The organism is Nostoc spongiaeforme FACHB-130, assembly GCF_014698475.1.
GTDB lineage: Bacteria > Cyanobacteriota > Cyanobacteriia > Cyanobacteriales > Nostocaceae > Nostoc_B > Nostoc_B spongiaeforme.
In genome coordinates, this window is the sequence record NZ_JACJTB010000047.1 from 26820 (window position 1) to 51405 (window position 24586).

26 protein-coding genes are annotated in these 24586 nt (G+C 40.5%); 8 read left to right on the top strand and 18 right to left on the bottom strand.

Annotation, left to right across the window (positions count from 1 at the left end):
• Nucleotides 1-120 precede the first annotated feature (120 nt).
• The 4 genes from dnaK to H6G74_RS25470 all read left to right on the top strand — a co-directional run bounded on the left by dnaK (nt 121) and on the right by H6G74_RS25470 (nt 4655).
• Nucleotides 121-2022 (top strand): molecular chaperone DnaK, encoded by a 1902-nt coding sequence (dnaK, locus tag H6G74_RS25455; RefSeq protein WP_190970299.1) that lies wholly within the window; start codon nt 121-123, stop codon nt 2020-2022.
• Nucleotides 2023-2104: 82 nt separating this feature from the next.
• Nucleotides 2105-2305, top strand: a complete 201-nt coding sequence (locus tag H6G74_RS25460; protein WP_190970300.1) for a hypothetical protein — start codon at nt 2105-2107, stop codon at nt 2303-2305.
• 97 nt (nt 2306-2402) lie between these two features.
• Complete coding sequence (locus H6G74_RS25465) at nt 2403-3560, top strand: FIST signal transduction protein (RefSeq protein WP_190970301.1); 1158 nt, start codon at nt 2403-2405, stop codon at nt 3558-3560.
• A 6-nt stretch (nt 3561-3566) separates the two neighbouring features.
• Nucleotides 3567-4655, top strand: a complete 1089-nt coding sequence (locus tag H6G74_RS25470) for an ATP-binding protein (protein WP_190970302.1) — start codon at nt 3567-3569, stop codon at nt 4653-4655.
• A 62-nt stretch (nt 4656-4717) separates the two neighbouring features.
• Here H6G74_RS25470 and H6G74_RS25475 read toward each other — a convergent pair whose 3' ends face one another.
• The 7 genes from H6G74_RS25475 to H6G74_RS25505 form a co-directional block, all read right to left on the bottom strand.
• Complete coding sequence (locus H6G74_RS25475) at nt 4718-5401, bottom strand: Uma2 family endonuclease (RefSeq protein ID WP_190970303.1); 684 nt, start codon at nt 5399-5401, stop codon at nt 4718-4720.
• A 232-nt stretch (nt 5402-5633) separates the two neighbouring features.
• Complete coding sequence (locus tag H6G74_RS25480) at nt 5634-6005, bottom strand: hypothetical protein (RefSeq protein ID WP_190970304.1); 372 nt, start codon at nt 6003-6005, stop codon at nt 5634-5636.
• Nucleotides 5998-6999 carry an LLM class flavin-dependent oxidoreductase gene (locus H6G74_RS25485; RefSeq protein WP_190970305.1) on the bottom strand — a complete coding sequence of 334 codons (1002 nt, stop codon included), beginning with the start codon at nt 6997-6999 and terminating at the stop codon, nt 5998-6000. Before H6G74_RS25485 ends, H6G74_RS25480 begins: the two co-directional genes overlap by 8 nt.
• Before the next feature lie 13 nt (nt 7000-7012).
• Nucleotides 7013-7375, bottom strand: a complete 363-nt coding sequence (locus H6G74_RS25490) for a hypothetical protein (RefSeq protein ID WP_190970306.1) — start codon at nt 7373-7375, stop codon at nt 7013-7015.
• Nucleotides 7376-7597: 222 nt separating this feature from the next.
• Nucleotides 7598-7909 (bottom strand): hypothetical protein, encoded by a 312-nt coding sequence (locus H6G74_RS25495; protein WP_190970307.1) that lies wholly within the window; start codon nt 7907-7909, stop codon nt 7598-7600.
• 21 nt (nt 7910-7930) lie between these two features.
• A complete protein-coding gene (locus tag H6G74_RS25500) occupies nt 7931-8197 on the bottom strand; it encodes a hypothetical protein (RefSeq protein ID WP_190970308.1) in 267 nt (88 codons plus the stop codon).
• A gap of 30 nt (nt 8198-8227) precedes the next feature.
• Nucleotides 8228-8632 (bottom strand): hypothetical protein, encoded by a 405-nt coding sequence (locus H6G74_RS25505; protein ID WP_190970309.1) that lies wholly within the window; start codon nt 8630-8632, stop codon nt 8228-8230.
• A gap of 1027 nt (nt 8633-9659) precedes the next feature.
• On the opposite strand from H6G74_RS25505, the gene cysK reads away from it, so the two are divergent.
• On the top strand, nt 9660-10604 hold the full coding sequence (cysK, locus tag H6G74_RS25510) for a cysteine synthase A (protein ID WP_190970310.1): 945 nt from the start codon (nt 9660-9662) through the stop codon (nt 10602-10604).
• Nucleotides 10605-10735: 131 nt separating this feature from the next.
• On the opposite strand, the gene H6G74_RS25515 is transcribed toward cysK, so the two are convergent.
• The 7 genes from H6G74_RS25515 to fdxB all read right to left on the bottom strand — a co-directional run bounded on the left by H6G74_RS25515 (nt 10736) and on the right by fdxB (nt 17170).
• The gene (locus H6G74_RS25515) at nt 10736-11209 is read right to left on the bottom strand and encodes an ArsC/Spx/MgsR family protein (RefSeq protein ID WP_190673658.1); all 474 of its coding nucleotides are present in this window, start codon (nt 11207-11209) and stop codon (nt 10736-10738) included.
• A 143-nt stretch (nt 11210-11352) separates the two neighbouring features.
• Nucleotides 11353-11964, bottom strand: a complete 612-nt coding sequence (locus H6G74_RS25520) for a cysteine dioxygenase family protein (RefSeq protein ID WP_190970311.1) — start codon at nt 11962-11964, stop codon at nt 11353-11355.
• A 285-nt stretch (nt 11965-12249) separates the two neighbouring features.
• Nucleotides 12250-12735, bottom strand: coding sequence for a hypothetical protein (locus tag H6G74_RS25530; RefSeq protein WP_190970312.1), 486 nt, complete (start codon nt 12733-12735; stop codon nt 12250-12252).
• A 66-nt stretch (nt 12736-12801) separates the two neighbouring features.
• Complete coding sequence (locus H6G74_RS25535; RefSeq protein WP_190970313.1) at nt 12802-13398, bottom strand: cytochrome c oxidase subunit 3; 597 nt, start codon at nt 13396-13398, stop codon at nt 12802-12804.
• 129 nt (nt 13399-13527) lie between these two features.
• Nucleotides 13528-15207 (bottom strand): cytochrome c oxidase subunit I, encoded by a 1680-nt coding sequence (gene ctaD, locus H6G74_RS25540; protein ID WP_190970323.1) that lies wholly within the window; start codon nt 15205-15207, stop codon nt 13528-13530.
• A gap of 149 nt (nt 15208-15356) precedes the next feature.
• Complete coding sequence (locus tag H6G74_RS25545; protein WP_190970314.1) at nt 15357-16331, bottom strand: cytochrome c oxidase subunit II; 975 nt, start codon at nt 16329-16331, stop codon at nt 15357-15359.
• 545 nt (nt 16332-16876) lie between these two features.
• A complete protein-coding gene (gene fdxB, locus H6G74_RS25550) occupies nt 16877-17170 on the bottom strand; it encodes a ferredoxin III, nif-specific (RefSeq protein WP_190970315.1) in 294 nt (97 codons plus the stop codon).
• Between the two features lie 928 nt (nt 17171-18098).
• Here fdxB and H6G74_RS25555 point away from each other — a divergent pair.
• The gene (locus H6G74_RS25555) at nt 18099-19688 is read left to right on the top strand and encodes a helix-turn-helix domain-containing protein (RefSeq protein ID WP_190970316.1); all 1590 of its coding nucleotides are present in this window, start codon (nt 18099-18101) and stop codon (nt 19686-19688) included.
• Nucleotides 19689-20033: 345 nt separating this feature from the next.
• On the opposite strand, the gene H6G74_RS25560 is transcribed toward H6G74_RS25555, so the two are convergent.
• The 3 genes from H6G74_RS25560 to H6G74_RS25570 form a co-directional block, all read right to left on the bottom strand.
• Nucleotides 20034-20339 carry a hypothetical protein gene (locus tag H6G74_RS25560; RefSeq protein ID WP_190970317.1) on the bottom strand — a complete coding sequence of 102 codons (306 nt, stop codon included), beginning with the start codon at nt 20337-20339 and terminating at the stop codon, nt 20034-20036.
• A gap of 104 nt (nt 20340-20443) precedes the next feature.
• The gene (locus H6G74_RS25565) at nt 20444-20761 is read right to left on the bottom strand and encodes a type II toxin-antitoxin system RelE/ParE family toxin (protein WP_190970318.1); all 318 of its coding nucleotides are present in this window, start codon (nt 20759-20761) and stop codon (nt 20444-20446) included.
• Nucleotides 20761-21015 (bottom strand): type II toxin-antitoxin system ParD family antitoxin, encoded by a 255-nt coding sequence (locus H6G74_RS25570; protein ID WP_190970319.1) that lies wholly within the window; start codon nt 21013-21015, stop codon nt 20761-20763. The genes H6G74_RS25565 and H6G74_RS25570 overlap by 1 nt, the downstream gene beginning before the upstream one ends.
• A gap of 217 nt (nt 21016-21232) precedes the next feature.
• On the opposite strand from H6G74_RS25570, the gene H6G74_RS25575 reads away from it, so the two are divergent.
• Complete coding sequence (locus H6G74_RS25575) at nt 21233-21595, top strand: type II toxin-antitoxin system RelE/ParE family toxin (protein WP_190970320.1); 363 nt, start codon at nt 21233-21235, stop codon at nt 21593-21595.
• A complete protein-coding gene (locus H6G74_RS25580) occupies nt 21570-21881 on the top strand; it encodes an addiction module antidote protein (protein WP_190970321.1) in 312 nt (103 codons plus the stop codon). The genes H6G74_RS25575 and H6G74_RS25580 overlap by 26 nt, the downstream gene beginning before the upstream one ends.
• A 181-nt stretch (nt 21882-22062) precedes the next feature.
• Here the strand turns inward: H6G74_RS25580 and H6G74_RS25585 are convergent, their stop codons facing one another.
• On the bottom strand, nt 22063-24384 hold the full coding sequence (locus H6G74_RS25585; protein ID WP_190970322.1) for a tetratricopeptide repeat protein: 2322 nt from the start codon (nt 24382-24384) through the stop codon (nt 22063-22065).
• Between the last annotated feature and the right edge of the window lie 202 nt (nt 24385-24586).

Below are 24586 nucleotides of genomic sequence, written 5' to 3' on the forward strand. Positions count from 1 at the left end.
CGCAACCGAGCTAAAGGTCATTGATGCTGAAGTAACTGCTTTCATAAAATCAGTTGGTTCAAGATTTAGTCCTTATATTCCCATTCATTCATTTGTAGTTATACGGAGCCAGCACCTAACATGGCAAAAGTAGTTGGAATTGACTTAGGAACAACTAACTCCTGCGTGGCAGTGATGGAAGGTGGTAAACCCACGGTTATTGCTAACGCAGAAGGTTTTCGCACAACACCATCAGTAGTAGCGTTTGCGAAAAATGGCGACACCTTGGTAGGACAAATTGCCAAGCGCCAAGCAGTCATGAACCCCGAAAACACTTTTTACTCGGTTAAGCGGTTCATTGGTCGCCGCTTCGACGAAGTTACTAACGAAGCTACAGAAGTTTCTTATAAAGTGTTGAGCAGTGGCGGTAACGTCAAGCTAGACTCTCCTGGCGCTGGTAAGCAGTTCGCCCCAGAAGAAATTTCCGCTAAAGTTCTGCGTAAACTCGTTGAAGACGCAAGCAAATATTTGGGTGAAACTGTTACCCAAGCTGTAATCACAGTTCCGGCATACTTCAACGACTCTCAACGTCAAGCGACCAAAGATGCTGGTAAAATCGCTGGGATTGAAGTATTACGGATTATCAACGAACCTACCGCCGCTTCTTTGGCTTACGGCTTTGATAAGAAGAGCAACGAAACTATCCTGGTATTTGACTTGGGTGGTGGTACATTCGACGTATCTGTACTCGAAGTAGGCGACGGCGTATTTGAAGTATTAGCAACTTCTGGTGATACCCACCTTGGTGGTGATGACTTCGATAAGAAAATTGTTGACTTCTTAGCAGAACAGTTTAAGAAAGACGAAGGTATCGACCTCCGCAAAGACAGACAAGCATTGCAACGTTTGACTGAAGCTGCTGAAAAAGCCAAAATTGAACTTTCCAGCGTGACTCAAGCGGAAATTAACTTACCATTCATCACCGCTACCCAGGACGGGCCAAAACACCTGGATATGACCCTGACTCGTGCTAAGTTTGAAGAGCTTTGCGCTGACTTAATCGACCGTTCTCGTATTCCTGTGGAGAATGCGCTCCGCGATGCTAAGTTAAGCAAAAATGACATCGATGAAGTGGTGTTAGTTGGTGGTTCTACCCGTATTCCCGCAGTCCAAGAGTTGGTGAAGCGGATATTGGGTAAAGAACCTAACCAAACTGTTAACCCTGATGAAGTGGTAGCAGTTGGTGCTGCGATTCAAGCAGGTGTCTTGGCTGGTGATGTTACTGGTATCTTGTTGTTAGACGTAACACCATTGTCCTTGGGTGTTGAAACCTTGGGTGGTGTAATGACCAAGATTATTCCTCGTAACACCACAATTCCTACCAAGAAATCTGAGGTATTCTCTACTGCTGTTGATGGTCAAACCAACGTAGAAATTCACGTCCTCCAAGGTGAACGGGAATTTGCTAATGACAACAAGAGTTTGGGAACCTTCCGCCTTGATGGTATTCCTCCCGCGCCCCGTGGCGTACCTCAAATTGAAGTGGTATTTGACATCGACGCTAACGGTATCCTCAACGTTACCGCTAAGGACAAAGGTACTGGTAAGGAACAGTCCATCAGCATTACTGGTGCTTCTACCTTAGATAAAAATGATGTTGACCGGATGGTGCGAGAAGCAGAACAAAACGCTTCATCTGACAAAGAGCGCCGTGAGAAAATTGATCGCAAGAACCAAGCTGACTCTTTAGCATACCAAGCTGAGAAGCAACTGCAAGAATTAGGTGATAAAGTTCCTGCTGCTGACAAAACCAAGGTTGAAGGTTTGGTGAAAGACCTGCGGGAAGCTGTTGCGAAGGAAGATGATGAGCAAATCACCAAGCTGATGCCAGAATTGCAACAAGCACTATTCGCAGTTGGTAGCAATATCTATCAACAAGCTGGTGGTGCTGCACCTGGTGCTGAACCTCAAGATGGCGGTGCTTCTAGTTCTTCTGGTGGCGGTGATGATGTAATTGATGCAGATTTTACTGAAAGCAAATAATTCCTCCAATGATGTAGGGAAGGTGAGACATTCCCTACTCAATATTTCCCATCCACGCATTTGCCTGGGTGGGGATTTTTTTATGTGGGGATTTGGTATGGCAGATTTTACTTGGGAAGACGATAAGCAGGTGGTGGTGCGTCAGGGCGATCGCAATTTGTGTACCCTGAATTATAGTCAGCAAAGTTTGGTATGGCGACAACGGCTGACTGGTTCAACATTTAGTGTTAAGGGCGTTGAGTTTGCCCATAGCCTAGTCAGGCTTTGTTTGTATAGCCCCTAATTTCCAGTTTCTTGGGTTTATATGCAGCTTGATTATATAAAGCAATCTGGTTTGGGAATAATAAATCCACGGTAGAAAAGTTCCAGACCAGAGACATATGTTAAATGTAGTAGTTGGCCATAGTAATGATCCTGATTCTTTATCAGCAATTTCTGAAATTCTAGAGCAATGTCAAGAGAATTTAAACGGTAAACTTCCTCAAGCTGGGATTTTATTTGCTGCAATTGACTTTGATTATGCACTCATATTGCAAGAAATTACCAAAGCTTTTCCTAGTATTGAATTAATTGGTGGTACTACCGATGCTGAAATTTCCTCATTATTACAATTCCAGCAAGATTCTATAGCTCTAATGCTATTTTGTGCTGATGAAATTGAAATTTATGCAGGATTAGGTAGAAACTTATCACAAGACCCAATTTTAGCTACTCAACAAGCTGTAGAACAAGCAAAGTCCAAAATCAAAAATCAAGCGAGTTCTCAATTATGCTTGACTTTTCCAGAAAGTTTAACAGTTGATGGTGTAGCAATTGTAGAAGGACTAAAACTAGCATTGGGGAAAGATATTCCGATTTTTGGTGGCTTAACTGCTGATCAGTGGAAATTTGAAAAGACTTATCAATTTTTTCAAACAGAGATTCTGAGTGATGCTGTTCCCGTATTGATATTTTCTGGCAAATTCTTGTTTTCTCAAGGAGTAGCTAGTGGTTGGCATCCTCTCGGTAAAAAAGGCAAAATTACCAAGGTAGATAAAAATATTCTTTATGAAATTAATCATAAACCTGCATTAGATTTCTATCATCATTATTTAGGTGGTCTGCCTCCTTCTGGGGAATATCCTTTAGCGGTATTTGAATCAGAAACAGAAGAGTTTTATATGCGTGCGCCTAGTGTTTATGATCCTGAAAAAGGCAGCATTACTTTTTTAGGAGAAATACCAGCAGATGTTTTTGTTCAAATAGCACAAGCCAGCCGTAATGAGATTTTAGATGCGGCAAAAACATCAATTACAAATGCGTTAAATAATTATCCTGGTAAACAGCCGGATGCAGCTTTATTTTTTTCTTGTGCAGCGCGTCGGCTACTGCTAGGTACGCGCACTATCGAAGAATATCAACTTGCTCAAGAATTTTTAACATCAGATATTCCAGGTTGCGGTTTTTATACGCATGGTGAAATATCACCTTTAAATGGTGGCGGCGAAACTAGACTACATCATGAAACTTTTGTCACTCTTTTAATAGGAAGACATTAAATCATCATGCCATCAGAACATGAGCAAAGAATCAAAGAGTTGGAAAAAGCTAATCGTATTCTCCAGAAAAAGCTAGAGCGTTCTGAATCTTTAAGAATTGCTTTAGAGGAAACTAATGAAAAGAAAGAGGCATTATTTCTGAATGTAATTGATGAATTACGTGAGTCACAAAAAACTTTAGAAGAACAAAGCCGAGATTTAGAAGAAACTTTAAAAAAATTGCGTGCTACGCAAAGCAAATTAGTAGAATCTGAGAAGATGTCGGCTTTAGGAATTTTAGTAGCTGGGATTGCCCATGAAATTAATAATCCGGTAAATTTTATTTACGGTAATATTAATTATGTTGCTCAATATGCCGATGATATTTTAGAACTACTCAAATGCTATCAAGAATCTTATCCAGAGCCGAGTTTAAAAATAGCAAATAAAATCAAAAGCATGGATTTAGACTTTATCAAGAAAGATTTCTTACAAGTTATAAATTCTATGGAAATTGGCAGTCAGCGGATTAGTGAAATTGTACGTTCTTTACGTAGTTTTTCCCGCTTAGATGAAGCAGAAGTGAAAAAGGTCAATATTCATGAAGGCATTGATAGCACCTTAATGCTACTGCAAAATCGCCTCAAGTCTCAAACCAATTATCCAGAAATCACGGTTATTAAAGAATATGGCGATTTACCAAGGGTAGCTTGTTATGCAGGTAAACTTAATCAAGCCTTGATTAATATTATTAGTAATGCTATCGATGCTTTAGAACAGAAAATCGATTATCTTCAGCACAGTTATTATCCAACAAATGGTATAGCTACACTACCAATATTAACTTTTAATCCTACAATCAAAATTACTACAGAATTAATAGATAACTGGATTTCAATTCGCATTAGTGACAATGGAATAGGAATTGATGAAAAAGTTACTGAAAAAATATTTAACCCATTTTTCACTACTAAACCAGTGGGTAAAGGTACAGGTTTAGGACTTTCGATTAGCTATCAAATTATTGTTGAAACTCATCAAGGTCAAATAGATTGTAAATCAATTCCAGGTACGGGTACAGAATTGATTATTATGATTCCTCAACAACGATTGTAGTTTTTATATAAATAAAATAACGATCGCAATTATCAGTAATGCTAATTTTTAGCGATCGCCTGTTATTCACTAGGTAAATTATCAGGGTCAATGCCAAGCGATCGCAAATGTTGAGCTAACTTTTCGGCTCGTTCTTCTGCTGTGAGGTGGCGCGTACCTTGTTCATCATACCAAGACAGTAATTCTTGGGGAATGCCACCAACTACACCTTGATATCTGCCGATACCTAAGCCGACTTCTGACATCCAGTAAGGTTCACCAATTTGTAATTGATAGTTACCATCTACCAACTTATACACTTCAAATGGTTGATGTTGGTCGCGTCGCCAGTATTCGGGATTGTAAATTACGTAGTACAGTACGCCGAGTTTGGCATAGATTAGCATTTTAGCGTCGTATTCTTCTCCTGGTGTATGAGACACCATTTCTATTACCAAAATAGGAACTACTTCGTTTTCTTCCCAGACGGCGTAACTTTTGCGCGACTTACCACCTTTTCTCCGTTCTACTCCCACGCTTAAAAACGCATCTGGTACTACTGGCACTCTGGGGTTAACTCCCGTGGTGTGATAAACTGCCATATCTACACCAAAGTACCAATCTTGGCGATTTGCCCAAATAGTGTTGAGTAAAAATAATAAAATGTTGGGCAGTAAGTTTTGGTCTTCGTTATCCACTGGTGTATCGTCTGAGCATGGCAGTTCATCAGTGCTAGGTAACGCATTTTTGAGATCGGGGGAAAGCATAACCGTTATCTCGCTGGCGTTGGATTTATTAATTATAGGAAAAATTCTTCTCTGGGGTAATCAATAACTTCAGATGTCTTCTGTATCTTCTATGTTTTGAAAAATGCTTTCTATATCCTGCGCTCCATGAAGAATACGAACAATTTCTATATCTTGTTCCATAGAACGATAAAAAATGTAAAAACCCAGTTTTTGCCAAGAAACTGGGTTTAAAGATGAGTAAATGATGATTCTACAACCAATCTCGATAAGCAGAGATTTCATTGACACTAATTTCTAGCGGCCCACCTTTACCAAAGGGCGGATAAACTCTGATTTTGGCATTAGTTGTAAATCGCTCTAATCTATTACCTAATTGGGGAATATTGCTGACTATATGCCAGTAAGATACAATGTCAGGGCAGTCAATTACTAACATAATTTTTGCATTTTTATCAGTAAGATACCACTGACAGTTATTGAGTAAAGCTTGAGTAATGCGATCGCAACTGTAATAAAAACATCTGCCAATCGATTGCTCTAGCTCTAAGTGCAGCATTCCATCCTCTTTTGTGACCTCAGTTGGTGGTAAGTCATCGGGTGGAAGCTGGTTTAATTTAGACATAATTGCGTACCTCTTGGTTGTAGCACTGCAAACTGTCGATGTTTTTTTGCATATCAAACGATGCGGGTTTGAGTGCTAATGTACCTAGATTCAATTCGTCCTGAAATTTTTTGATTTTGTCTCGACAAGTAATCGCATCACCAATGATTGAATTTTCAATCAAATAGTCTTCGTCAAAACAAATATTTGTCCGTTCAAATGGTTTATGTCCGGTGGAACTATTCTGCATTACTACTGCCGTATTAGCTTGCATTTTTTGGCTAAATTGGCGGATAAAAGGCATGGCTTCATTCACCGCAGCTTCGTTGGTTTTACCCACAAAAAAGAACCGCGCTAAGACAAAATTATCTGCACCACTAGGATTAATATTACGGTATTCGTTGACGGTTTTTTTCAATCTCTCTAGCGCGAAGGGTGGCCCCCCCATTAAGCTAAAGGAATTTTGTGCGGCGAATTCGATGCTGGAAGTATCACCACTAGCTATATATACCGGGATTTGCTGTTGCAAAGGTTTAGGGTATACTGTGAGGCGATCGCATTGATAATACTGCCCATAAAATGAAACTTCTTTTTCATATAACAGCTTATGAATCAATGCCATAGCCTCTAACATTCTGGCGCGAGATTCTCCCATTGAAATCGCAAAATGTTTATTTTGCTGTGGAAAAGGCCCGCCTTTGGCAATTCCAAATAATAATCTGCCATTACACAAATTATCCAAAGTCGCAATATCTTCTGCTACCCGAATCGGGTTGTAAAATGGCAGTAAAACCGCCGCAGTACCTAAGCGAATTGTGGAAGTGACACCTGCTAAATGCGCCATCAATAACAGCATCGAAGAACTGATATTGACTTCACTAAAATGGTGTTCACTTACCCAGGCTTCGTCAAAGTTTAAGCTTTCGGCTTGTCTGACTAAAGCGACTTGCTCAAAAATTGCACGGCGGTAATTTTGGTGATGATTTTCGTAATTGCAGAAAAGTCCAATTTTCATTAGTTTACTATTCTTAGGTTGCTACCATTTGCAACTCCAACCACAGGCGTGGATCGGTATCTTTAAGCGTCGATTTGGGGTCTCGAATCAAGCGTTTGGCATTCATACAAACTACTTGGACTAATCCCATATTGTCGGCTATGTCTCTGAGAATTTTTTGCTGTTCTCTAATGTGGGGCAACATTTCTTCAGAGCAATAAATACCTATGTATTGCAAACGTCTAGGCGGTCTTCCCCAAAAACAGGTGATGACTTTCACATGACACCCGTCTAATAGTTCTCCAACCTTTGGATAATACTCGCTGATAATTCGTTTGAATTCTTGAGCGATGATATCTTCAGTAATCATTTTAGCTGATGTTTCTGTAGCTTTCATCACGCTATTTAATATAACACATATTTGTCAACCAAGCATGACATAAAGTGTAGTTTATATTGCATTTAGTGTTAAAAAATATATAGAAAATATGGTAAATATATTTTATTTTTGGAAGTGAAAAATAGTTAATTCGTTTAAATTTAATATCCCCGATTTCTTTAAGAAGTCGGGGATATTAAAATCAGAACTTTTGATAGATATTTGAAGTAATCAAGTTAATTATCGAGATTTTCTCTCTGCTACTAATACTTCAGCAATTATTTCTGGTAAATCACCAAAGTCAGAAAATCCTTCTTTAGCATTGATGGGAGAAACAAAAGTATAGCTAGGGTCACATTCTCCTGTATCATAAACTTGAATAAACCATCTATCAGGAAAACCTTCTACACCCAACTCGACAATATACCAATACTCGCCAGCTAAACGCGATTTGATAATAGTAAACCACTCTCGATATTCGTCACGAATATTCCAGTCTGCTAAGAGAAACTCTAACGCTATATGTCCAGCATCAGTAGCCGTCAGTAGCATGATTACTCCTTGTTAGGCACTTCATTCAGATTTTGCAGCTTCGGAATTATTGAAATCAGGATATAACCCTAATTGCTTGGCAAGCTCACGAGCTACATGAAATAAAAATTTAGCGCCATCTTGATTACCATCGTGAGCAAACATTGTGGCTACTTTTGCCATTGCTTCGATGAGGTTAGCATCAACTAATTCTGAATTTGCTTCTAAAACTGCTGGCTCTTGGCCATTAGGACATTGTAGTAATTGATCGATTAAATCAAAATATTGAGCTTGCCGTTCTTCAGTCATAATATTTTGTAATTGTGTGAGGTGAATTGATTATTGTTCAATACTTTGTCGCCAAAGTCTTTCTAACATTTCTACTTGTTCTTGAAATACGGCGGCGCGATGCGCTAGATACCTGTCGTATACAAGAATTCCTAACCCAATACATACAGGGGTTAGCAAGATAAACCATTGGAGAATAATGGCAAGTTTATAGATAGAATCTGTTGTTAGCGGTTGGTTCACGATGTAGCGATCGCAATTATTAATACCAGCCGTTACCGGGGGATACAAGGCTTGATTGACTTCGTTAATCTTATTAACTTCACAAGTTAAATTCTGTGCCTTAACTAACTCTCCATGCTTTTCCCAAACAACTCTCAGGACTACCATTGCTGGAGAAATTACGATTAATGTTACTAGGCAAACAGTAAGAACATTGAGAATTTTGACTTTCATCCTTGGGGTAGAGGCTAGGGGTTAGGAGTTAGAGGTTAGATAAGAGAGTTTTATATAGTTAGTGGTTTTTAGATCCCCGACTTCTTTGAGAAGTCGGGGATCTATTTTGTAGATTTAATAACTAATGAATAATTACCTAATTTTTTTAATTTCTATTTTTATACTTATCGAATTAACGCCGTCTTATCTGAAAATGTCTGGTTAAGAAGTCCCCCCTAGTTCACTAGCAAGCTAGGGAATTTCGGGGGGTAGAGGGGAATCTCTGCGTAAATCCTATATGTTTTATATCAGTTGCCTTAGAGGGTGGCTGTTTAGTTGGTGTGGATTAAGTTTATTAAATTGATTAAATTTGTACTCAAAACCTCAAACCTTTGCTGCGTAAGATTTATAAAAATTGTTAGGGGTATAGGGTCTAGTATTTTCGGGCAGAGGGGCTAGTGTTGATTAGTAGGGGTGCTGGAATTTCTGCACTCAGCTTTAAAGCTGGACTGGCTATAGATAAAAACGATTTTTTTAGATAAGTTTTGATGAATATTTTTTGTACTCAAGATGAAGATTTTAGGCTTTAAATAGCAGTTTTTGGGCGTAATTTCAATTAATTAATGATTAAATATCAAGGTTTAATGAATTAAATCTATCGCTGTATATAACTGACATTTTAGAGCCTTATATCTGGAAAATTGGATATTTGAGCAAACTGTTCAATACGTTGTTGATTTGATTGGTAATGTATTGAAAAATATGAAATGAGTTTTTATATGTTTTCTAGACGCAAATCAACTAATTAAGTTCCTCTAAACAAACTGATGTTTAGTGTTGAGCAATACTTAAATGCTGCTATTTTCAGTCAATGGTCATCAAAAATACGAATTTAGATGTAAATTAACCAAAATTATTTATGTGTGTTACATATTTATGCTTTATTGAAAGTAAATAGTTTTGGCGATCGCTTAACCCAGCAGTTACCCAAAAATGATAGTTATAAGTAATTAGGCCGCTTTAAAATTAAAGGTTTAGGAGTTAATTTATGCGAATTGCTAAAGATGTTACAGAACTAATCGGTAAAACTCCCTTAGTTCAACTAAATAAAATTCCCCAAGCCGAAGGTGCAGTGGCGCAGATAGTTGCCAAACTCGAAGGAATGAACCCAGCCGCTTCTGTGAAAGACCGGATCGGCGTGAGTATGATTAATAGCGCCGAAGCCGAAGGGTTAATCACACCAGGAAAAACCATTTTAGTCGAACCAACCTCTGGGAATACTGGAATCGCCTTGGCAATGGTTGCCGCCGCCCGTGGTTACAGCTTAGTTTTAACTATGCCAGAAACTATGAGCCAAGAACGGCGCTCAATGCTGCGTGCTTATGGTGCAAAACTAGAGTTGACACCAGGCCCAGAAGGAATGCGGGGCGCAATTCGTAAAGCCGAGGAAATTGTAGCGAATACACCCAACGCATATATGCTGCAACAGTTCCGCAACCCAGCTAACCCCAAAATTCACCGGGAAACCACCGCCGAAGAAATTTGGGAAGATACAGACGGGGAAGTTGATATTGTGATTGCTGGGGTTGGGACTGGTGGAACAATTACCGGAATTGCTGAAGTATTGAAGCAACGTAAACCCAGTTTACAAGCGATCGCAGTTGAACCAAGCAATAGCCCTGTCCTCTCTGGCGGCGAAGCAGGCCCCCATAAAATTCAAGGTATCGGTGCAGGATTTGTCCCCGACGTACTGCGCTTGGAACTGGTTGATGAAGTCATCAGAGTTAGCGATGACCAAGCGATGATGTACGGACGCAGGTTAGCCAAAGAAGAAGGGTTATTATCAGGGATTTCTTCGGGTGCGGCTTTGTGTGCTGCATTGCAAGTAGCAAAACGACCAGAAAATGCTGGTCGTTTGATTGTGATGATTCAGCCTTCCTTCGGTGAACGTTACCTCAGCACAGCAATGTTTCAAGATTTGAGCCTTAGTTAAGAAGGCAAAAGTTAAAAGGAAAAAGTAAAAAGTGAAGAGTAAATAGTCAAAATAGAAAATAAACTCTTTTGCCTTTTGCTCTTTTACTTTTTACTTCTTTTTGCCCTTTGCCTTTTTACTTTTTACTTAATTTAATGTTTACAATTACCATGACCGTGGCCGTGTTCATGGTGGTGATTACCACCGTGGGCGCAGCCTTGCAAATCCTTACTCATCAGGTCTTCACTCATAGCTTGGAAGGATTCATCAACAGGTTTTAAGCCAATCCAAGCATCAAGTTTTTCGACTTCAAAACCAACTTCGCGGCGATCGCCTACTTGAATTAAAGGGCGGCGAATTAATAGCGGGTCACGCAACATCTGTACCAATGCGGTTTCCGCGTCGATATTTTCGGGAACAATCTCGCCTGATTTTACCTTGGGTGCAGCCCGATTAAACCATTCAGATACAGGGCGATTACCAAAAAATGACCGTAAACGCTCAATCGTCCAAGGTTCAGTTAATAAGTTGTATGAAATTACTTCATGACCAGCCGCCGTTAACAACACTTTTTGTCTAGTACCATTTTTACAGCCTGGTTTTTCATAAAAAATTACTCTTGCCATTGTGCTTGCTCCCAATCCACTTTATGGTTTAGGACTTACGCAGATTCCCCTCTAATCTGGGAAGAGGGGCAGGGGGCAGAGGAGAAAATACTCCCCCTTGCTCCCTGCTCCTTGTCTCCCCTGCCTCCTGGCTCCTGCCTTCTTTAAAACTTTCGTGCTGTATGGGTAACTAAATCAAACTCAAATCTTTGTTTTGGATCAGTTTCCCCATAAATATTGAAAGTCACAGTTGGTTCATCACCGACTGCTTGCACGCTGTGAATTGCATCAGGAGTGAAACTCACAATATCTCCAGGAGATAAAATTATTTCTCCTGTTTGTTCAATTTTAGCTGAAGTTGTTGAGTTATCTGTACGTTGCCAAACAGTGTTTTTTTCTTGACCTTTTAACACCGCGACAACTCCCCAAGTGCCATGATTGTGTATTGTTGAAGTTGTCCCTGGTGCAAAAGTTACTGTTTGGACAGTTAACGGAAAACCCAATTCATCGTATAAGAGAAGTACAGAAGTTCCTGTTTTGGGACAAGGCTCTAAATGTTGACTTCTCACCCAGTAGGAATTGGCAATTAAGCGCCTCACCAACATCCTAATTTCTGGTAGACGGTTAGATTCATCCTCAACACCATTGAGAACATCTTCCACCTCAGTTAAAAAACGATAGAGGCGATAATTTTCTCGCAATAAATCCCATGCTCTTACAGATTTACAAATTTGATACTGACCGTCTCCAGTAAGTAGCCAATCCCTACCTTGCATAACTTTTAGAATCTAAATTGAGAAGTGGAAGGCATAACAATTACTGGTGCTGCATACCAAGGAGAGTTAGTTTCAGGAAGACTTATAGGGGATAAAGGAACAGTATTGGGCAGGGGATTTTCGGGTAGGGTAAAGGTGGAAAGAGGTCGAGCAAAATAGAAATTGTTCATCATGGTTTGTAAATTTTGATCGTTGAGTGTTGGTTAGTATGGTTCATTTGTCATTTATCATTTGTTTTGATCGTTACTAATAACCAATGACCAAGGACTAATGACAAGTGACTATTCAATCTTCTTCCTCGGCTGGACGTGTCAAAATATCCAGAAGGATACCAGCACCATAATCATGTTTGGTGTCAATTTCTTGCACCCTGATGCTGATTTCTTTGGCTTGTTCGATGTTTCCTAACTTAGCTAAAACCAAACCAGTCGCAGCATAAGCATTTAAGTACAATCTGATTTGGTTTTCTTCCCTCCGATTTATGAGTATGGGTTTTAGCTGTTCCCAATTTTCAGGAAAATTTTCTGCTTTTTTAATTTTATCTAATAATTTGGTTGTTGTTTGCAAGGCGAGAGAATAATTATTTTTGTAGTAAAAATATCTATAAGCTGAAACTAAAATGTCTGTATTTTCTCCGGCTTCGGTGATGGCTTGTTGCATATATTTCTCGGATTCAGAATTATTATGCCAAGCATCAGCCGCTAAGATTAGTAATTTTTTGACATTTTCTGGTACTTGAAACCAAGAAAATCTGTTGGTATCTATTTGCATAATTGTAGATGGGGAGTGGGGAGTAGGGAGTAGTGAGTGGGTTAATTTACTACTCCCTACGCACTTTTAAAACTGTGTGAGAATGTACAACAAAGAAAACAGAACAATCCAAATGATGTCTACGAAGTGCCAGTAAATTTCTGCCATTTCGATGCCGGTGTGTTTGGTGGCGGAGTAATGACCAGGACGTTGCGATCGCTTCAATACTCCTAAAATCAATAACAGTCCCACAAATACGTGCAATCCGTGGAAGCCTGTCATGATATAAAAGCAGTTAGCAAAGATATTGGCTGTCATGCCATATCCCAAGGTTAGGTACTCATACACTTGACCTAACAAAAACATTGCGCCCATAACGGCGGTCACTTTGTACCACCATTGCATTCCGGCGACGTTATTCTTTTTAATCGCCATATCACCAAAGTGAATGACGAAACTGCTAGACACCAGAATGATGGTGTTAATTGTCGGTACAAGTAATTCTACTTCTGTACCTTCTGGCGGCCAGACATCTGTAGTGCCGCGAAAGAACAAGTATGTGGCAAAGAATCCGCCAAACATTAAAGATTCGGAGATGAGGAAGGTTAATAATCCCGGAACTCGCAAATCTGGATGATGTTCGGCTTCATGTCCTTGATGTTCGCTGGGTGTGGCGACTGTCATATTTTTACCATCTGAATTTTCAGGGGGGAATTTTGACCTCTCCCCTAACCCCTCTCCTCATAGGAGAGGGGAATCTATCTGACTCCCCCTTCCCTAGTAGGGAAGGGGGTTGGGGGGTTAGGTTTATAATTACGCACTCACTTCAGGTGTTGTGGTGGGTTGTGCTTCGGGGCTATGGCCGTAGTCGTAGGGGCCGTGAGTGGCTACGGGTAAGACTTCCCAGTTTTCAATCAATGGGGGTGAACTGGTTGTCCATTCTAAGGTTAAAGCCCGCCAAGGATTATCACCTGCAACTTCGCCTCTACTCCAACTCCACAGTATGTTGATGGTAAAGGGAATGACTGATAAGCCTAAGATGAATGCGCCGATGGTACAAATTTCATTCAAGCTAGTGAATTGGGGGTCATACATGGCGACTCGCCGGGGCATACCTTGTAAACCTAATTCGTGCATCGGTAAGAAGGTGAGGTTTGTCCCGATGAAGGTGAGGGCAAAATGAACCCGTCCCAAAAATTCGTTTAGCTTGTGTCCGGTCATTTTGGGGAACCAGTGATATATACCTGCGTAAATACCAAATACGGAACCACCAAATAAGACGTAGTGGAAGTGTCCAACTACATAATAGGTATCGTGGACGTGAACATCAAAGGGGGCTGTTCCCATTGTTACGCCGCTTAAACCACCCATGACGAACATCGACAATAAGCCGATCGCAAATAGCATGGCACTGGTAAAGCGGATTTTGCCACCCCACAGGGTCGCAACCCAAGCAAATATTTTTACGCCAGTGGGAACAGCAACGATGAGGGTAGAAATAGTGAAGAACATCCGCATCCAACCGGGTGTACCACTGGTAAACATGTGGTGTACCCAAACGAATAATCCGACGACGCAGATAGCGACGCTGGAATAAGCGATCGCTTTATATCCGAAAATTGGTTTACGGGCGTGAACGGGAATCACCTCGGACATGATGCCGAAAATTGGCAGAATCATCAGATATACTGCCGGGTGAGAATAGAACCAGAAAAGGTGTTGATAGATAACAACGTTACCGCCTGCATCTGGTTTAAAGAAGGATGTGCCGAAGTTGATGTCAAATAATAGCAACACTAAACCCGCAGCTAACACAGGTGTAGAGAGAAGTGCTAGTACGGAGGTGGCTAAGATTGCCCAGCAGAATAAGGGTAGTTGATCCCATTTCAGGCTGGGGACTTTCATCATTAAGATGGTGATGACAAAGTTTAGGGAACCCAAAATTGAGGAAGTACCTACTAAGACAATTGCCAAAATCCATAGAGATTGGGCAACTGGCGCGGTAACTAAACTCAGTGGTGGGTAAGCTGTCCAACCTGATTGGGAACCACCAAACAGGAAACTCAGCAACAGCAATAATCCGGCTGGTGGGTTTAACCAAAAAGCGATCGCATTTAGTTTGGGAAATGCCATATCTCTAGCACCAACCATCAACGGTACTAGATAGTTGCCAAATCCCCCAATCGCACTGGGAACAATCCACAGGAAAATCATGATTGTCCCGTGGTTAGTCATGAAGGCGTTATACAGATTGGGATCGAGAATATCCGCATCTGGGGTGGCGAGTTCGGCGCGAATGGCGATCGCCATCAATCCACCGATGAGGTAAAACAAAAACGCCGTGACTAGATACTGAATCCCGATCACCTTATGGTCAATGTTGAAGGTGAAGTAGTCGTACCATTTCCATTTTTTGGGATGTGCGGTATGGGTAACGGCTACTTGTGGATTTTTATCGGGCGGTGTGTTCCGAGGTAAGTCTGTTTGTGTCATAAGTTTGTCCTTTGTCATTTGTCATTGGTCATTTGTCATGAGTCATTTGTCATTTGTCATTCGTTCTTTACCGTTGACTCTTGAACAAAGAAGCCTAAAGTAATGAAGGATAAAAAATTTCATACTTCATACTTCACACTTCATACTTTCTATTGACCTTTGACTATTGACTCTAGAGTTGCTGCACTCACGCCCAGATGTTGGATATGAGGCGCAAGGAACTCGGAGGGTGATAAGTCGGCGGGATTAACAGCGATCGCTTTTTGCAAGTCTGGTTTTTGGGCGAGTTGGGTTTCTTTCAACCAACTGTCGTATTCTTCTGGTGTGTGGACGATGACTTGCGATCGCATGGAACCGTGATAGCCACCACAAAGTTCCGCACACACGACGGGATAAGTACCTGTTTTAGTGGCGGTGAAGCGCAATTGAGTGGGGATACCAGGAAGTGCGTCTTGTTTCACTCGGAATTGCGGAACCCAAAAGGCGTGAATTACATCCTGGGCTGACAAATTCAACTGCACATCAGCACCTACAGGAATATGTAACTCACCAGTGGTAACGCCACCATTGGGATACTCGAAAATCCAAGCAAACTGCATTCCGGTAACGTTCACTACCAAATCCGCAGGTTTGCTTTCTCCCCGACTCGCACCAAGGCCAATGCTTGGGGCTGAAGTTGGTTCTGGGATATCATTGAGGGTAGCAGCTAGGGCAGTTCCAGAACTATGGGCAACATGAGCCGGAGAATGGGCGTGACTTCCTGGTTCCAAACCACCCATCTGATTAAAGACATCTACGCTATAGATGCCTAAACCAATCACAATCACTGATGGGATAGCTGTCCAGAAAATTTCTAAAGGAACATTGCCCTCTATTGGTAAACCATCGGTTTCGTCACCGCGACGGCGACGAAACTTTACTAAAAAAATCAGAATGGTGCTTTCTACAACCAGAAATAAAGCGATCGCAATGGTAAACATGATGTTAAAAAATCCGTCTACCAAGGGTGCTTGTTGTGATGCTTGTTCTGGTAGTAGTGCGTGATTTTGACCAACCCAAACACTAAACGCTGTAACTGCCATACCAGCAACTAGCGTCCATAGTGAAACAGGAATTTGTTGCATAAAAGCTCCTGTAAGGATGAAGTTTGAAGTGTGTAGACGCGCAGCGAATTGCCGCAGGCTAGTATGAAATCTGAAGTAGGAAATTTATCTTTGTAACTTCATTTTTTGATACTTCAGTAACACACCTAACTTCACGATTAAAATCAGTACAAAAGCTTATAATCAAATTTTGTTGCTATTTGATTTTTGACTTTTGAGTTCTACTTATTAATGTTGTATCTTACATAATGTAAAACTTGGGGGAATTTTCCAAATCTCTTCAGATCCTTCCCCCAAAAACTTAACAATATTTCTCATGAATTAGACAAGAGTACCTTCTAGTTCTACAAGCAGTAATAGTTGTTGTCAGAGGGTACTATTAGTTCTCATTTTGAACATTCAAAATAGCAGCAAGTATGATTTAGTTAATAAGTAACAATTTACAATTTACGCATTTGTTTACTATGAACTTTTTCACCAGTTCTAGTAGTTATAAAAATTCCCCTCAATTTACCTTGCTGAGTACCCCCTCACCAAAACAACAACTTTGAAGCTTCCGCAAATATTTAGTTGTTTAATTCTGCATGGGTGTAGCAGTTTTTAGGGCAAATCCGAGAGCAAGCTTCACAACCAATGCAGTTCTCTGGATGAGCAACTACCATGACTTTGCGCTCGATTTCATCATCTTCCTCATCTTCGACAAATTCACCTTCTTCATTGAGTGCTTTTAAATCCAGCACACTATACCCACACACCTTAATACATCTGCCACAGCCGATACATTTATCTTTGTCAATCTCCTGGGCAAATTTAGGTGTCCAGGTTTTACCTCCAAATGTCAATCCTGTTAGTGCTGCCATGAATAAACCTTCGGCGATTTCGCCAATCTAATCGTTTGTACTTAATTTCATACTAACTTAATCTAATTGTTTTGTTTTGTTGTGAAACGATTAATTTTTCTTTCATTAAAGTTTGATGACTTTTAATCTATTTTCAGGTTTATTTTGATTATTTAAATGAGACTTTATAGCAATAATTATCATGTTTTTTGATAATATTTTTAGTATTCAATTATTCTTGTATGCCAAAATCCCCGACTTCTTCAAGAAGTCGGGGATTTGAATTGCCGATATTTAGTTAAATCAATTACCTTAAAGTTAATTACTGCCTGAATTAATAATGCAATTCTTTTGCAGTTTTTGACCGATATCAAAAAGACAGTAAATCACTATACAAAACTTATGTTCTTTCATTACATAAATATATTTGCAATTTGTATTAGCAATGTATTGTTATTTAGCAATAAAAATGCCCAAATCGATAGAGTAGCAAGTGGTTTGAGCATTTCAATTAAAAATGTGATTTTTGTAGCAGCAGTTAGCTTGATATTAAATATTAAAATTATTAATAAATGGAATTATGCTAAATGATTGTGTGTATAAAAATTCAGCAAAAAACCTTGGGTTAAGGTTTCGATGCCAAACATTAAAGGTTGGTAATTAAAAAAATATGAAAGCTTAAGAAAATTTCCTAAGCTCATGATGAACAAAATCATCTAAATATTTATGAAATTTATAGTTAATGAACAATAAAGATTCGGCTGGGCTGAAAAGCCTGATTGAGCCTCTACTTGGATACTAAGTCTGAATATGGATGTGGGCAATTATCGCAGCAAGAAAATTTACTTCTTGCTAGGTAATTAATGTGGTTGCGAGTGATAAATAAACAGGACACATCCAGGGGGAGACTTGAGCCAAACATCTCAACGATTAGGTGGGAAGAAGTTTTATGCCGTATACAATTCCTAACAACAGTTGCGTTGGATGTGATAACTGCCGTCCCCAATGTCCTACGGGTGCGATTCAGTTAGAAGACGATGAATATTGGATTGATCCTTGTCTGTGTAACAATTGTGAGGGCTATTATCCAGAACCGCAATGTGTAATAGCTTGTCCGACAAATTCTCCCATACCGTGGCAAGCAAAAAAGGGGAGATGCAAAGTCGAACCGCGAGATGCTACCAGCCCGGATTTATTTTCTAATGGGAAGAATAACCCTTTTGCTTCAGCGATCGCAATTTGGGAGGCGTGTAATGTATTGGCTCAACGCACATCCTTAAATTGGGAACATGATGCAGAAGGATATTTATGTTACAGCAGACAAGTCAGCCAAGGCAAAGGTGCGATCGCCTTTCACATTCAACATCCTTTCCAAGTTAGCGATCGCATCACTAATTTAGAAGCGATTGAGACAATGGATATTCGGGCGGCTTGTATCCATTTAATATTTGCCGCCTATGCTACAACCTTAGAACAACCTTGGGAGCAAGAATTTTCTCTAGATGAACGGCAAATAGAAAAATACTTGGGGCTAGAAAAACGCAAAGACTTGAGTAAAACTGCCAAACTCACCTTAATGAAAAATCTTGTCCAACAAGCTTGTTCACTGTTAATATCTATTGACTGGCCGCAACAAGGGCGCGTCAAAGGATTTTCAGTTACTCAATCTCGCTTGTGGCACTTAGTCCATATCCAACACCACTTCCAAGAAGATGACATAGGATGCAAATACCTAGTTGGGTTAACTTTCAAAATTAAAGCCGGAGTTTGGGCGCAGTATTTCTTAAACAAACAAGCCTGTAAAGAGCGCACAGCTTTTTATCAGTATGGTAGTTTGCCAAAAACCTTGTTAACTACCGTCATGAGTATTTGGCAGCAACACGAAGGCGCAGTTAGACTCATGCTGTGGTTACTCTTTAAAACTAAGATGGGTAGAGAACAACGCATCACTGTTCCTACCTTGTTACGCATCGCCTATGGAGAAGAAAAAGTTACCTTAGCCTCCAGACAGCGAGAAGAACGTAAACGATTACTGCGGACATTTGAAAGTGACTTAGAAGTGTTGAACCATTTGGGAATCAAACCCATGTTTGATCCTGTAACTTACCCGCCAGAAATTCAACCATTGTGGGCGAAGTTAATGGCGATACCCGAAGATCCCGACGAAGCCTTAGAATTTTGGATTAACGATGGTGGTGGCGAAACCCGCTTAACAGATTCCGGCCCCCGTGGCAAATGGAACCTGCTGATGAACGCGCGGATTTTGTCATTTGAATTACCGCCAGAATGGGAACAGCAAATTTCTGACTCAGAAAAGAAGCAACGACGCACTATCAAAAACCGGAGACGAGTCAGACTTACAGGCGATTTAGTTGGCGAACAGATTTTAGAAGCCCGCAAAAATTTAAATCTCTCCCAACGGGAATTAGCCAAACTCACCGGCAAAAGCCAAAGCTGGATTCGAGATGTCGAGAATGGCCGTCTCAAAGCCAAAATCGAAGACCAAGCACTGTTACGCAAGGTGTTGAATCTCGCTTAACGCAGATATATATGAATAGACACAGGTGACAATGTGCATCTGTGTTTTTATATTTGGTGTTGCTGACGAGATGATTTTTATCTCACGCAGAGGCGCAAAACATTTAGAAACGGTAGCTTGGGTGAAGCAACAGCGTAATACCAATTCACAATTCGCAAGTCGCAATTCGCAATTAAAAAACTTAGATAAAGTAAGCCTCTCAGGGTTTACATCTGTATCAGATTTTTCGTGAAATGGTATAACCCAACAAAATCTTGATGATGTTGGGTTCCATTTCATTCCACCCAACCTACACCTGAACTAGATCCCTGACTTCTTGAAGAAATCGGTTATCTGAATTTTTCACTACGTAGGGACTTGTACAATTGAAGCGATCGCACTTCCCAAATGAGTAAAACGTTCTTCTCTCAATTCATATATCAAAGTATTGATATCAAAGTTGGTTGGTAATTCTGCGTCTACAACTAAGATTCCATCTTTGCGATAGAGGTTTGCTTGGTTGGGGTTGAGTTGAGTATCTTCTGCTAGTTCTTGCTGACTGAGAGTTGTAATTTTTTCTGTAATGGCTTGCAAAATAAATTGCTCAGTTGATATTCCCTGACTACTTGCCCATTTTTCAATCTTTTCTTGTAGTTGGGGCGGAAGGTTCATAAATATTGTTGTGATTTTGTCATGATATGAACTAGGTTAGCATTGCGATTCGCCTACCGCAAAACCATCGTATCTTTATTGTTGATGAGAGCGATCGCTTAATCTCATTCTTTTTCTAAAATATTTTCTATATCTTGCCCTGCATAGAGAATTCGTACAATATTAATACTTTCATCTTTTTCAAAGTAAAAAATTAGATACTTTTTAAATCCTTTAACAGCCCATTTACGTAAACCTTGCAAACGAATATTTTCTACAAGATAACGACTACCCATTCCAGGCATTCTAGCTAACTGTGCAAATGTTTCCCTTACAGAGTCAAAAAATAACAGAGCCGTGTCGGGGTTTTGTTGAGCAATGTAAGCAAAACACTCATCAATATCTAAACTTGCTTTTGGTGTAATGACTATCTTTTTTGTCATTATTTTTCTTCATGCAGCTTATTTATTAAGTGTGTGCGTTTTTGTTCCCACCATTCGTCATTCACTTCTATTACTTCTCCACTTTCAAGTCCAGCAATCAGAAGTTCTTCTATGTGTTCTTGTGTCTGGCGTTTTTGGTCTTTACTGATTAACGCTTGTAAATATTCGCTTACTGAACCGTAACCGCCTTTGGTAACTTGTTCTTCAACAAAAGCTTTCATTGATTCAGGCAAAGAAATATTAATGTTGCTCATAACTTTGGTAGTTCAGTTGAACTTTTATCTATGTTATCAGAGTTATGAGGCGTTGTTGTTAAGAAAAGTTTTGGCGATGCCTACGACGATGCTTCTTTATTTTTGACGAGAGCGATCGCCTAGCGCAAAATTATCGTATCTTGATTGTTGATGAGAGCGATCGCTGCATTTACAACTATTTTTTTTCTACTTTTAAGCTACGTTTTATAATTAAACTATGGCTGATATCGTTCGTCAAAAAACTCTGAAAGTCTACGCTACAGAAGATGGCAAGGAGCCTTACACCGAATGGTTGGAAAACTTGAAGGACTACACGATCCGTTCAAGGATAATCCGACGGATAGAGCGACTTAAGCAGGGTAATTACGGGGATTGCAAGTCAGTTGGAGATGGCGTGCTTGAACTGAGGTTTTTCTTTGGCAGTGGCTACCGCGTTTACTTTGGAGAATCTGCGAATGATCTGGTAATTCTCCTGTGTGGTGGCGATAAGGATAGCCAAGACAAAGACATAGAAAAAGCTAAAAAATATTGGGAGGCTTATCAGGAGGAACAGCATGAGCAAGAAACTGAGAAACCATGACGAGATTGTGTTTGAGCAGATGCAAAACCCGGAAATGGCAAAGGCTTACCTGGATGTTGCTCTTGAAGAGTACGAGCAGGATGGCGATATTGCGTTTTTTCTGGAAGCACTGCGAAACGTGGTGGAAGCACGGGAGGGGATGACGCGCCTTGCAGAAAAAACGGGTTTGAACCACCAGAATCTTTACCGAATTTTGTCGCCAGAAGGCAACCCCGAACTGCGAACCATCAGCCTTATTCTGCATCATCTCGGCTATCGCCTGAGTGTGCAACCAATTCAAAGTTGAAAATTTATTACGAAGGTGGTTATAGGGAAGTAAAGTAATTGCAGAGTTCTTGCGATCGCGTCGTGCCACTTTGTTGAACTTGCGGCGGACATATTATAAGTGATTGAGTGGACTGGATATGATTAAAGAGAGATTACGAATTACGAATTAATTTTATTATTTTTTTAGCCAATTGTCACAATCAATAAAATAGTAATCTTAATATTACTAACAACCATTGAAAAAACTTACCTAACCACCGTATCAAAATACCAACGGGAGTTAACTGGCGTTGCAGAATTGCCAGATTTTGTTGAACTGTTACTGTAAAGGGATGATTATCCCCTAACATCCGTTGACACATCGCCAAGGCTTCTATGTACAAAGGTTCGGCATCGCTGTACCGCCCTTGGTTACAGTAGAATGCAGCTAAATTGTCCAAGCTTGAAGCAACATAGACATGATCACCTGTAAATAACCGCTTTCTCATCTCTAAGGCTTTAATTAAAAAAGATTCGGCTTGGCTGTACTGCCCTTGGATGTTATAGAGCCCGGCTAAATTATTCAAGCTTTGTGCGACATTGGGATGATCGCCTGTGAATAACCGCTTTCTCATCGCCAAGGCTTCAATGTACAGAGGTTCGGCTTGACTGTACCGCCTTTGGTTATCGTAGAGTACAGCTAAATTGTTCAAGCTAGTTGCGATATTGGGATGATCGCCTGTGAATAACCGCTTTGTCATCGCCAAAGCTTCAATGTACAGAGGTTCGGCATCGCTGTACCGCCCTTGGCTTTTGTAGAGTAGGGCTAAATTATTCAAGCTTTGTGCAACATCGGGATGATCGCCTGTGAATAACCGCTTTCTCATCGCCAAGGCTTCAATTAACAAAGGTTCGGCTTGGCGGTATTGACCTTGGATGTTATAGAGTCCGGCTAAATTGTTCAAGCTGAGTGCGACATTGGGATGGTCGCCTGTGAATAAAACTTGGCAAACGTTGACGCATTCCTGAATCCAAGGTTTGACTAATTGATATAGTCCTTGTCCTTCATAAAATCCTGCTACTCCCACAAATACCCGAATTACTTTATCATTCGGAACTGATGCTGGGGAATTTATCTGTTGTTCTTTTGGTTGGGTTACTTCTGCAATTATCCGTTCTCCCAAGTCTTCAATGTGGGGAATAACATATTTAACACGTTCGATATTTTCAGAAGTTGCTTGCTGGGGAATGGTTTGAGCTACGGTTATCATCGCAGTGGCGAAGGTGGTTTCTAAAACTGATTTCATCTCGCCAGCGTTGGCTAACTGTTCTTGCAAAAACCACCGCACTAAGGCATGAATTTTATAATATCCTTGGCTGTCTTCTACCTGTTGCAGCAAGTGACGTTTGTAGAGTTGTTTTTTCGCTTCGTTGATTTCATCTGCTGATAAACCTAACCCCCCTAGCCCTCCTTCCCTACGTTCGCGCAGCGTGTCGAAGACAGGGAATGGGGGAATTAAAGCCTCTACCCCCGTGGGGGAGAGGTTTGGAGAGGGGTCATCTTCATCATCTCCACCAGTCGCCACCCACACCACCAAATCCCATAAAATAGACTGGGGCGCAAATAAACTCAAAAATCTGCCTAGTTGTTGCGTCGGTGGTTCAAGTTCTTCCCAAGTTAAAGCAAAGGCGGCTTTCACTCCCAGTTGGGTTGAGTTGAGAGTTTCCCTGTCTTGTAAAGCTGCTTCTGCTAACTTGCGTTGTTGCAATCGCTCCAACATTATATGTAGATGTAAATCTGGGTCTTGTGCTAAATAAGCACCGACTAACTCTATCCCCAAAGGCAAATATTCTAAAAATTCACATATTGCGTCGGCTGCTTCTGGTTGGTTGTCTACTCGCTTGTCTTTCCCCAACAATTTTTTTAACAGTTTTAATGCTTTCTCTGGTGAGAGAACATCTAAGGGAATCTGTTGAATCAAGTTTGGATCTAAATTTCGCAGGCGAGTTGTCACCAAAACCCGAAAGCGTTTATCGCTGGGGACAACTCCGCCCAGGTTGTCTAAACTGGTGACATCATCAAAAACAATTAATATAGGTAATTCAGCTTGGGGATATTGCAACCAACACCAAGCAACTTGTTCTTGTAGGGTTAACAGTCTTCCGCCTTGTTCTTGGGGTATCTCGAAATTAAGTTGCACAAAAAAACTCAAAACTTCCGCCGCGAGATTACTGGCTCTGTCATTAAACCAAACAATACCGTCATAATTATTTTGATATTGTTTGGCGTATTGGGTGGCAAGTTCTGTTTTACCTACGCCTCCCATCCCTGATATTGCGACATCATCACCACGCTGTAAGTTTTCATGCACTAGTGTTAGTTCTGTTTCACGCCCGACAAAGTGAACAGAACCGCGTGGTATATGTTTTGTGGGGGTTAACTGTTTTTGTCTTTCTATAACTAAATTTTCAATGACTCCTTTCCCACCAGGAAAAATAACCTGACCAATTTTATCGCTTAACTTTTTAAAGTCTTCAGGCATATATGGTTAAGTTAAATGGCGTTAAATTGAGATGATGTTTGTCAGCTATCAATTTGTATGAAGATCCCCCCTAGCCCCCCTTAAAAAGGCTACGGTGTACACACATCCTTACACAGAGCAAGTTTCCAGCCCTGAAAGAAGTATTCAAATTGACGTAGCCCACAAATCAAAGTAGAAATGCCGGGAGGTTTTTGAGAACGAT

Excerpts from the sequence above, each read along its gene's own strand:
- H6G74_RS25475 (WP_190970303.1), bottom strand. The coding sequence starts at position 5,401 with ATGCTTTCCCCCGATCTCAAAAATGCGTTACCTAGCACTGATGAACTG.
- H6G74_RS25570 (WP_190970319.1), bottom strand. The coding sequence starts at position 21,015 with ATGAGCAACATTAATATTTCTTTGCCTGAATCAATGAAAGCTTTTGTT.
- dnaK (WP_190970299.1), top strand. The coding sequence starts at position 121 with ATGGCAAAAGTAGTTGGAATTGACTTAGGAACAACTAACTCCTGCGTG.
- H6G74_RS25495 (WP_190970307.1), bottom strand. The coding sequence starts at position 7,909 with ATGCTACTGACGGCTACTGATGCTGGACATATAGCGTTAGAGTTTCTC.
- H6G74_RS25545 (WP_190970314.1), bottom strand. The coding sequence starts at position 16,331 with ATGCAACAAATTCCTGTTTCACTATGGACGCTAGTTGCTGGTATGGCA.
- H6G74_RS25565 (WP_190970318.1), bottom strand. The coding sequence starts at position 20,761 with ATGACAAAAAAGATAGTCATTACACCAAAAGCAAGTTTAGATATTGAT.
- H6G74_RS25555 (WP_190970316.1), top strand. The coding sequence starts at position 18,099 with ATGCCGTATACAATTCCTAACAACAGTTGCGTTGGATGTGATAACTGC.
- H6G74_RS25485 (WP_190970305.1), bottom strand. The coding sequence starts at position 6,999 with ATGAAAATTGGACTTTTCTGCAATTACGAAAATCATCACCAAAATTAC.
- H6G74_RS25575 (WP_190970320.1), top strand. The coding sequence starts at position 21,233 with ATGGCTGATATCGTTCGTCAAAAAACTCTGAAAGTCTACGCTACAGAA.
- H6G74_RS25530 (WP_190970312.1), bottom strand. The coding sequence starts at position 12,735 with ATGCAAATAGATACCAACAGATTTTCTTGGTTTCAAGTACCAGAAAAT.
- H6G74_RS25480 (WP_190970304.1), bottom strand. The coding sequence starts at position 6,005 with ATGTCTAAATTAAACCAGCTTCCACCCGATGACTTACCACCAACTGAG.
- H6G74_RS25580 (WP_190970321.1), top strand. The coding sequence starts at position 21,570 with ATGAGCAAGAAACTGAGAAACCATGACGAGATTGTGTTTGAGCAGATG.
- H6G74_RS25560 (WP_190970317.1), bottom strand. The coding sequence starts at position 20,339 with ATGAACCTTCCGCCCCAACTACAAGAAAAGATTGAAAAATGGGCAAGT.
- H6G74_RS25500 (WP_190970308.1), bottom strand. The coding sequence starts at position 8,197 with ATGACTGAAGAACGGCAAGCTCAATATTTTGATTTAATCGATCAATTA.
- H6G74_RS25520 (WP_190970311.1), bottom strand. The coding sequence starts at position 11,964 with ATGCAAGGTAGGGATTGGCTACTTACTGGAGACGGTCAGTATCAAATT.
- H6G74_RS25460 (WP_190970300.1), top strand. The coding sequence starts at position 2,105 with ATGTGGGGATTTGGTATGGCAGATTTTACTTGGGAAGACGATAAGCAG.
- H6G74_RS25585 (WP_190970322.1), bottom strand. The coding sequence starts at position 24,384 with ATGCCTGAAGACTTTAAAAAGTTAAGCGATAAAATTGGTCAGGTTATT.
- H6G74_RS25465 (WP_190970301.1), top strand. The coding sequence starts at position 2,403 with ATGTTAAATGTAGTAGTTGGCCATAGTAATGATCCTGATTCTTTATCA.
- H6G74_RS25515 (WP_190673658.1), bottom strand. The coding sequence starts at position 11,209 with ATGGCAAGAGTAATTTTTTATGAAAAACCAGGCTGTAAAAATGGTACT.
- H6G74_RS25490 (WP_190970306.1), bottom strand. The coding sequence starts at position 7,375 with ATGAAAGCTACAGAAACATCAGCTAAAATGATTACTGAAGATATCATC.
- H6G74_RS25505 (WP_190970309.1), bottom strand. The coding sequence starts at position 8,632 with ATGAAAGTCAAAATTCTCAATGTTCTTACTGTTTGCCTAGTAACATTA.
- ctaD (WP_190970323.1), bottom strand. The coding sequence starts at position 15,207 with ATGACACAAACAGACTTACCTCGGAACACACCGCCCGATAAAAATCCA.
- cysK (WP_190970310.1), top strand. The coding sequence starts at position 9,660 with ATGCGAATTGCTAAAGATGTTACAGAACTAATCGGTAAAACTCCCTTA.
- H6G74_RS25535 (WP_190970313.1), bottom strand. The coding sequence starts at position 13,398 with ATGACAGTCGCCACACCCAGCGAACATCAAGGACATGAAGCCGAACAT.
- fdxB (WP_190970315.1), bottom strand. The coding sequence starts at position 17,170 with ATGGCAGCACTAACAGGATTGACATTTGGAGGTAAAACCTGGACACCT.
- H6G74_RS25470 (WP_190970302.1), top strand. The coding sequence starts at position 3,567 with ATGCCATCAGAACATGAGCAAAGAATCAAAGAGTTGGAAAAAGCTAAT.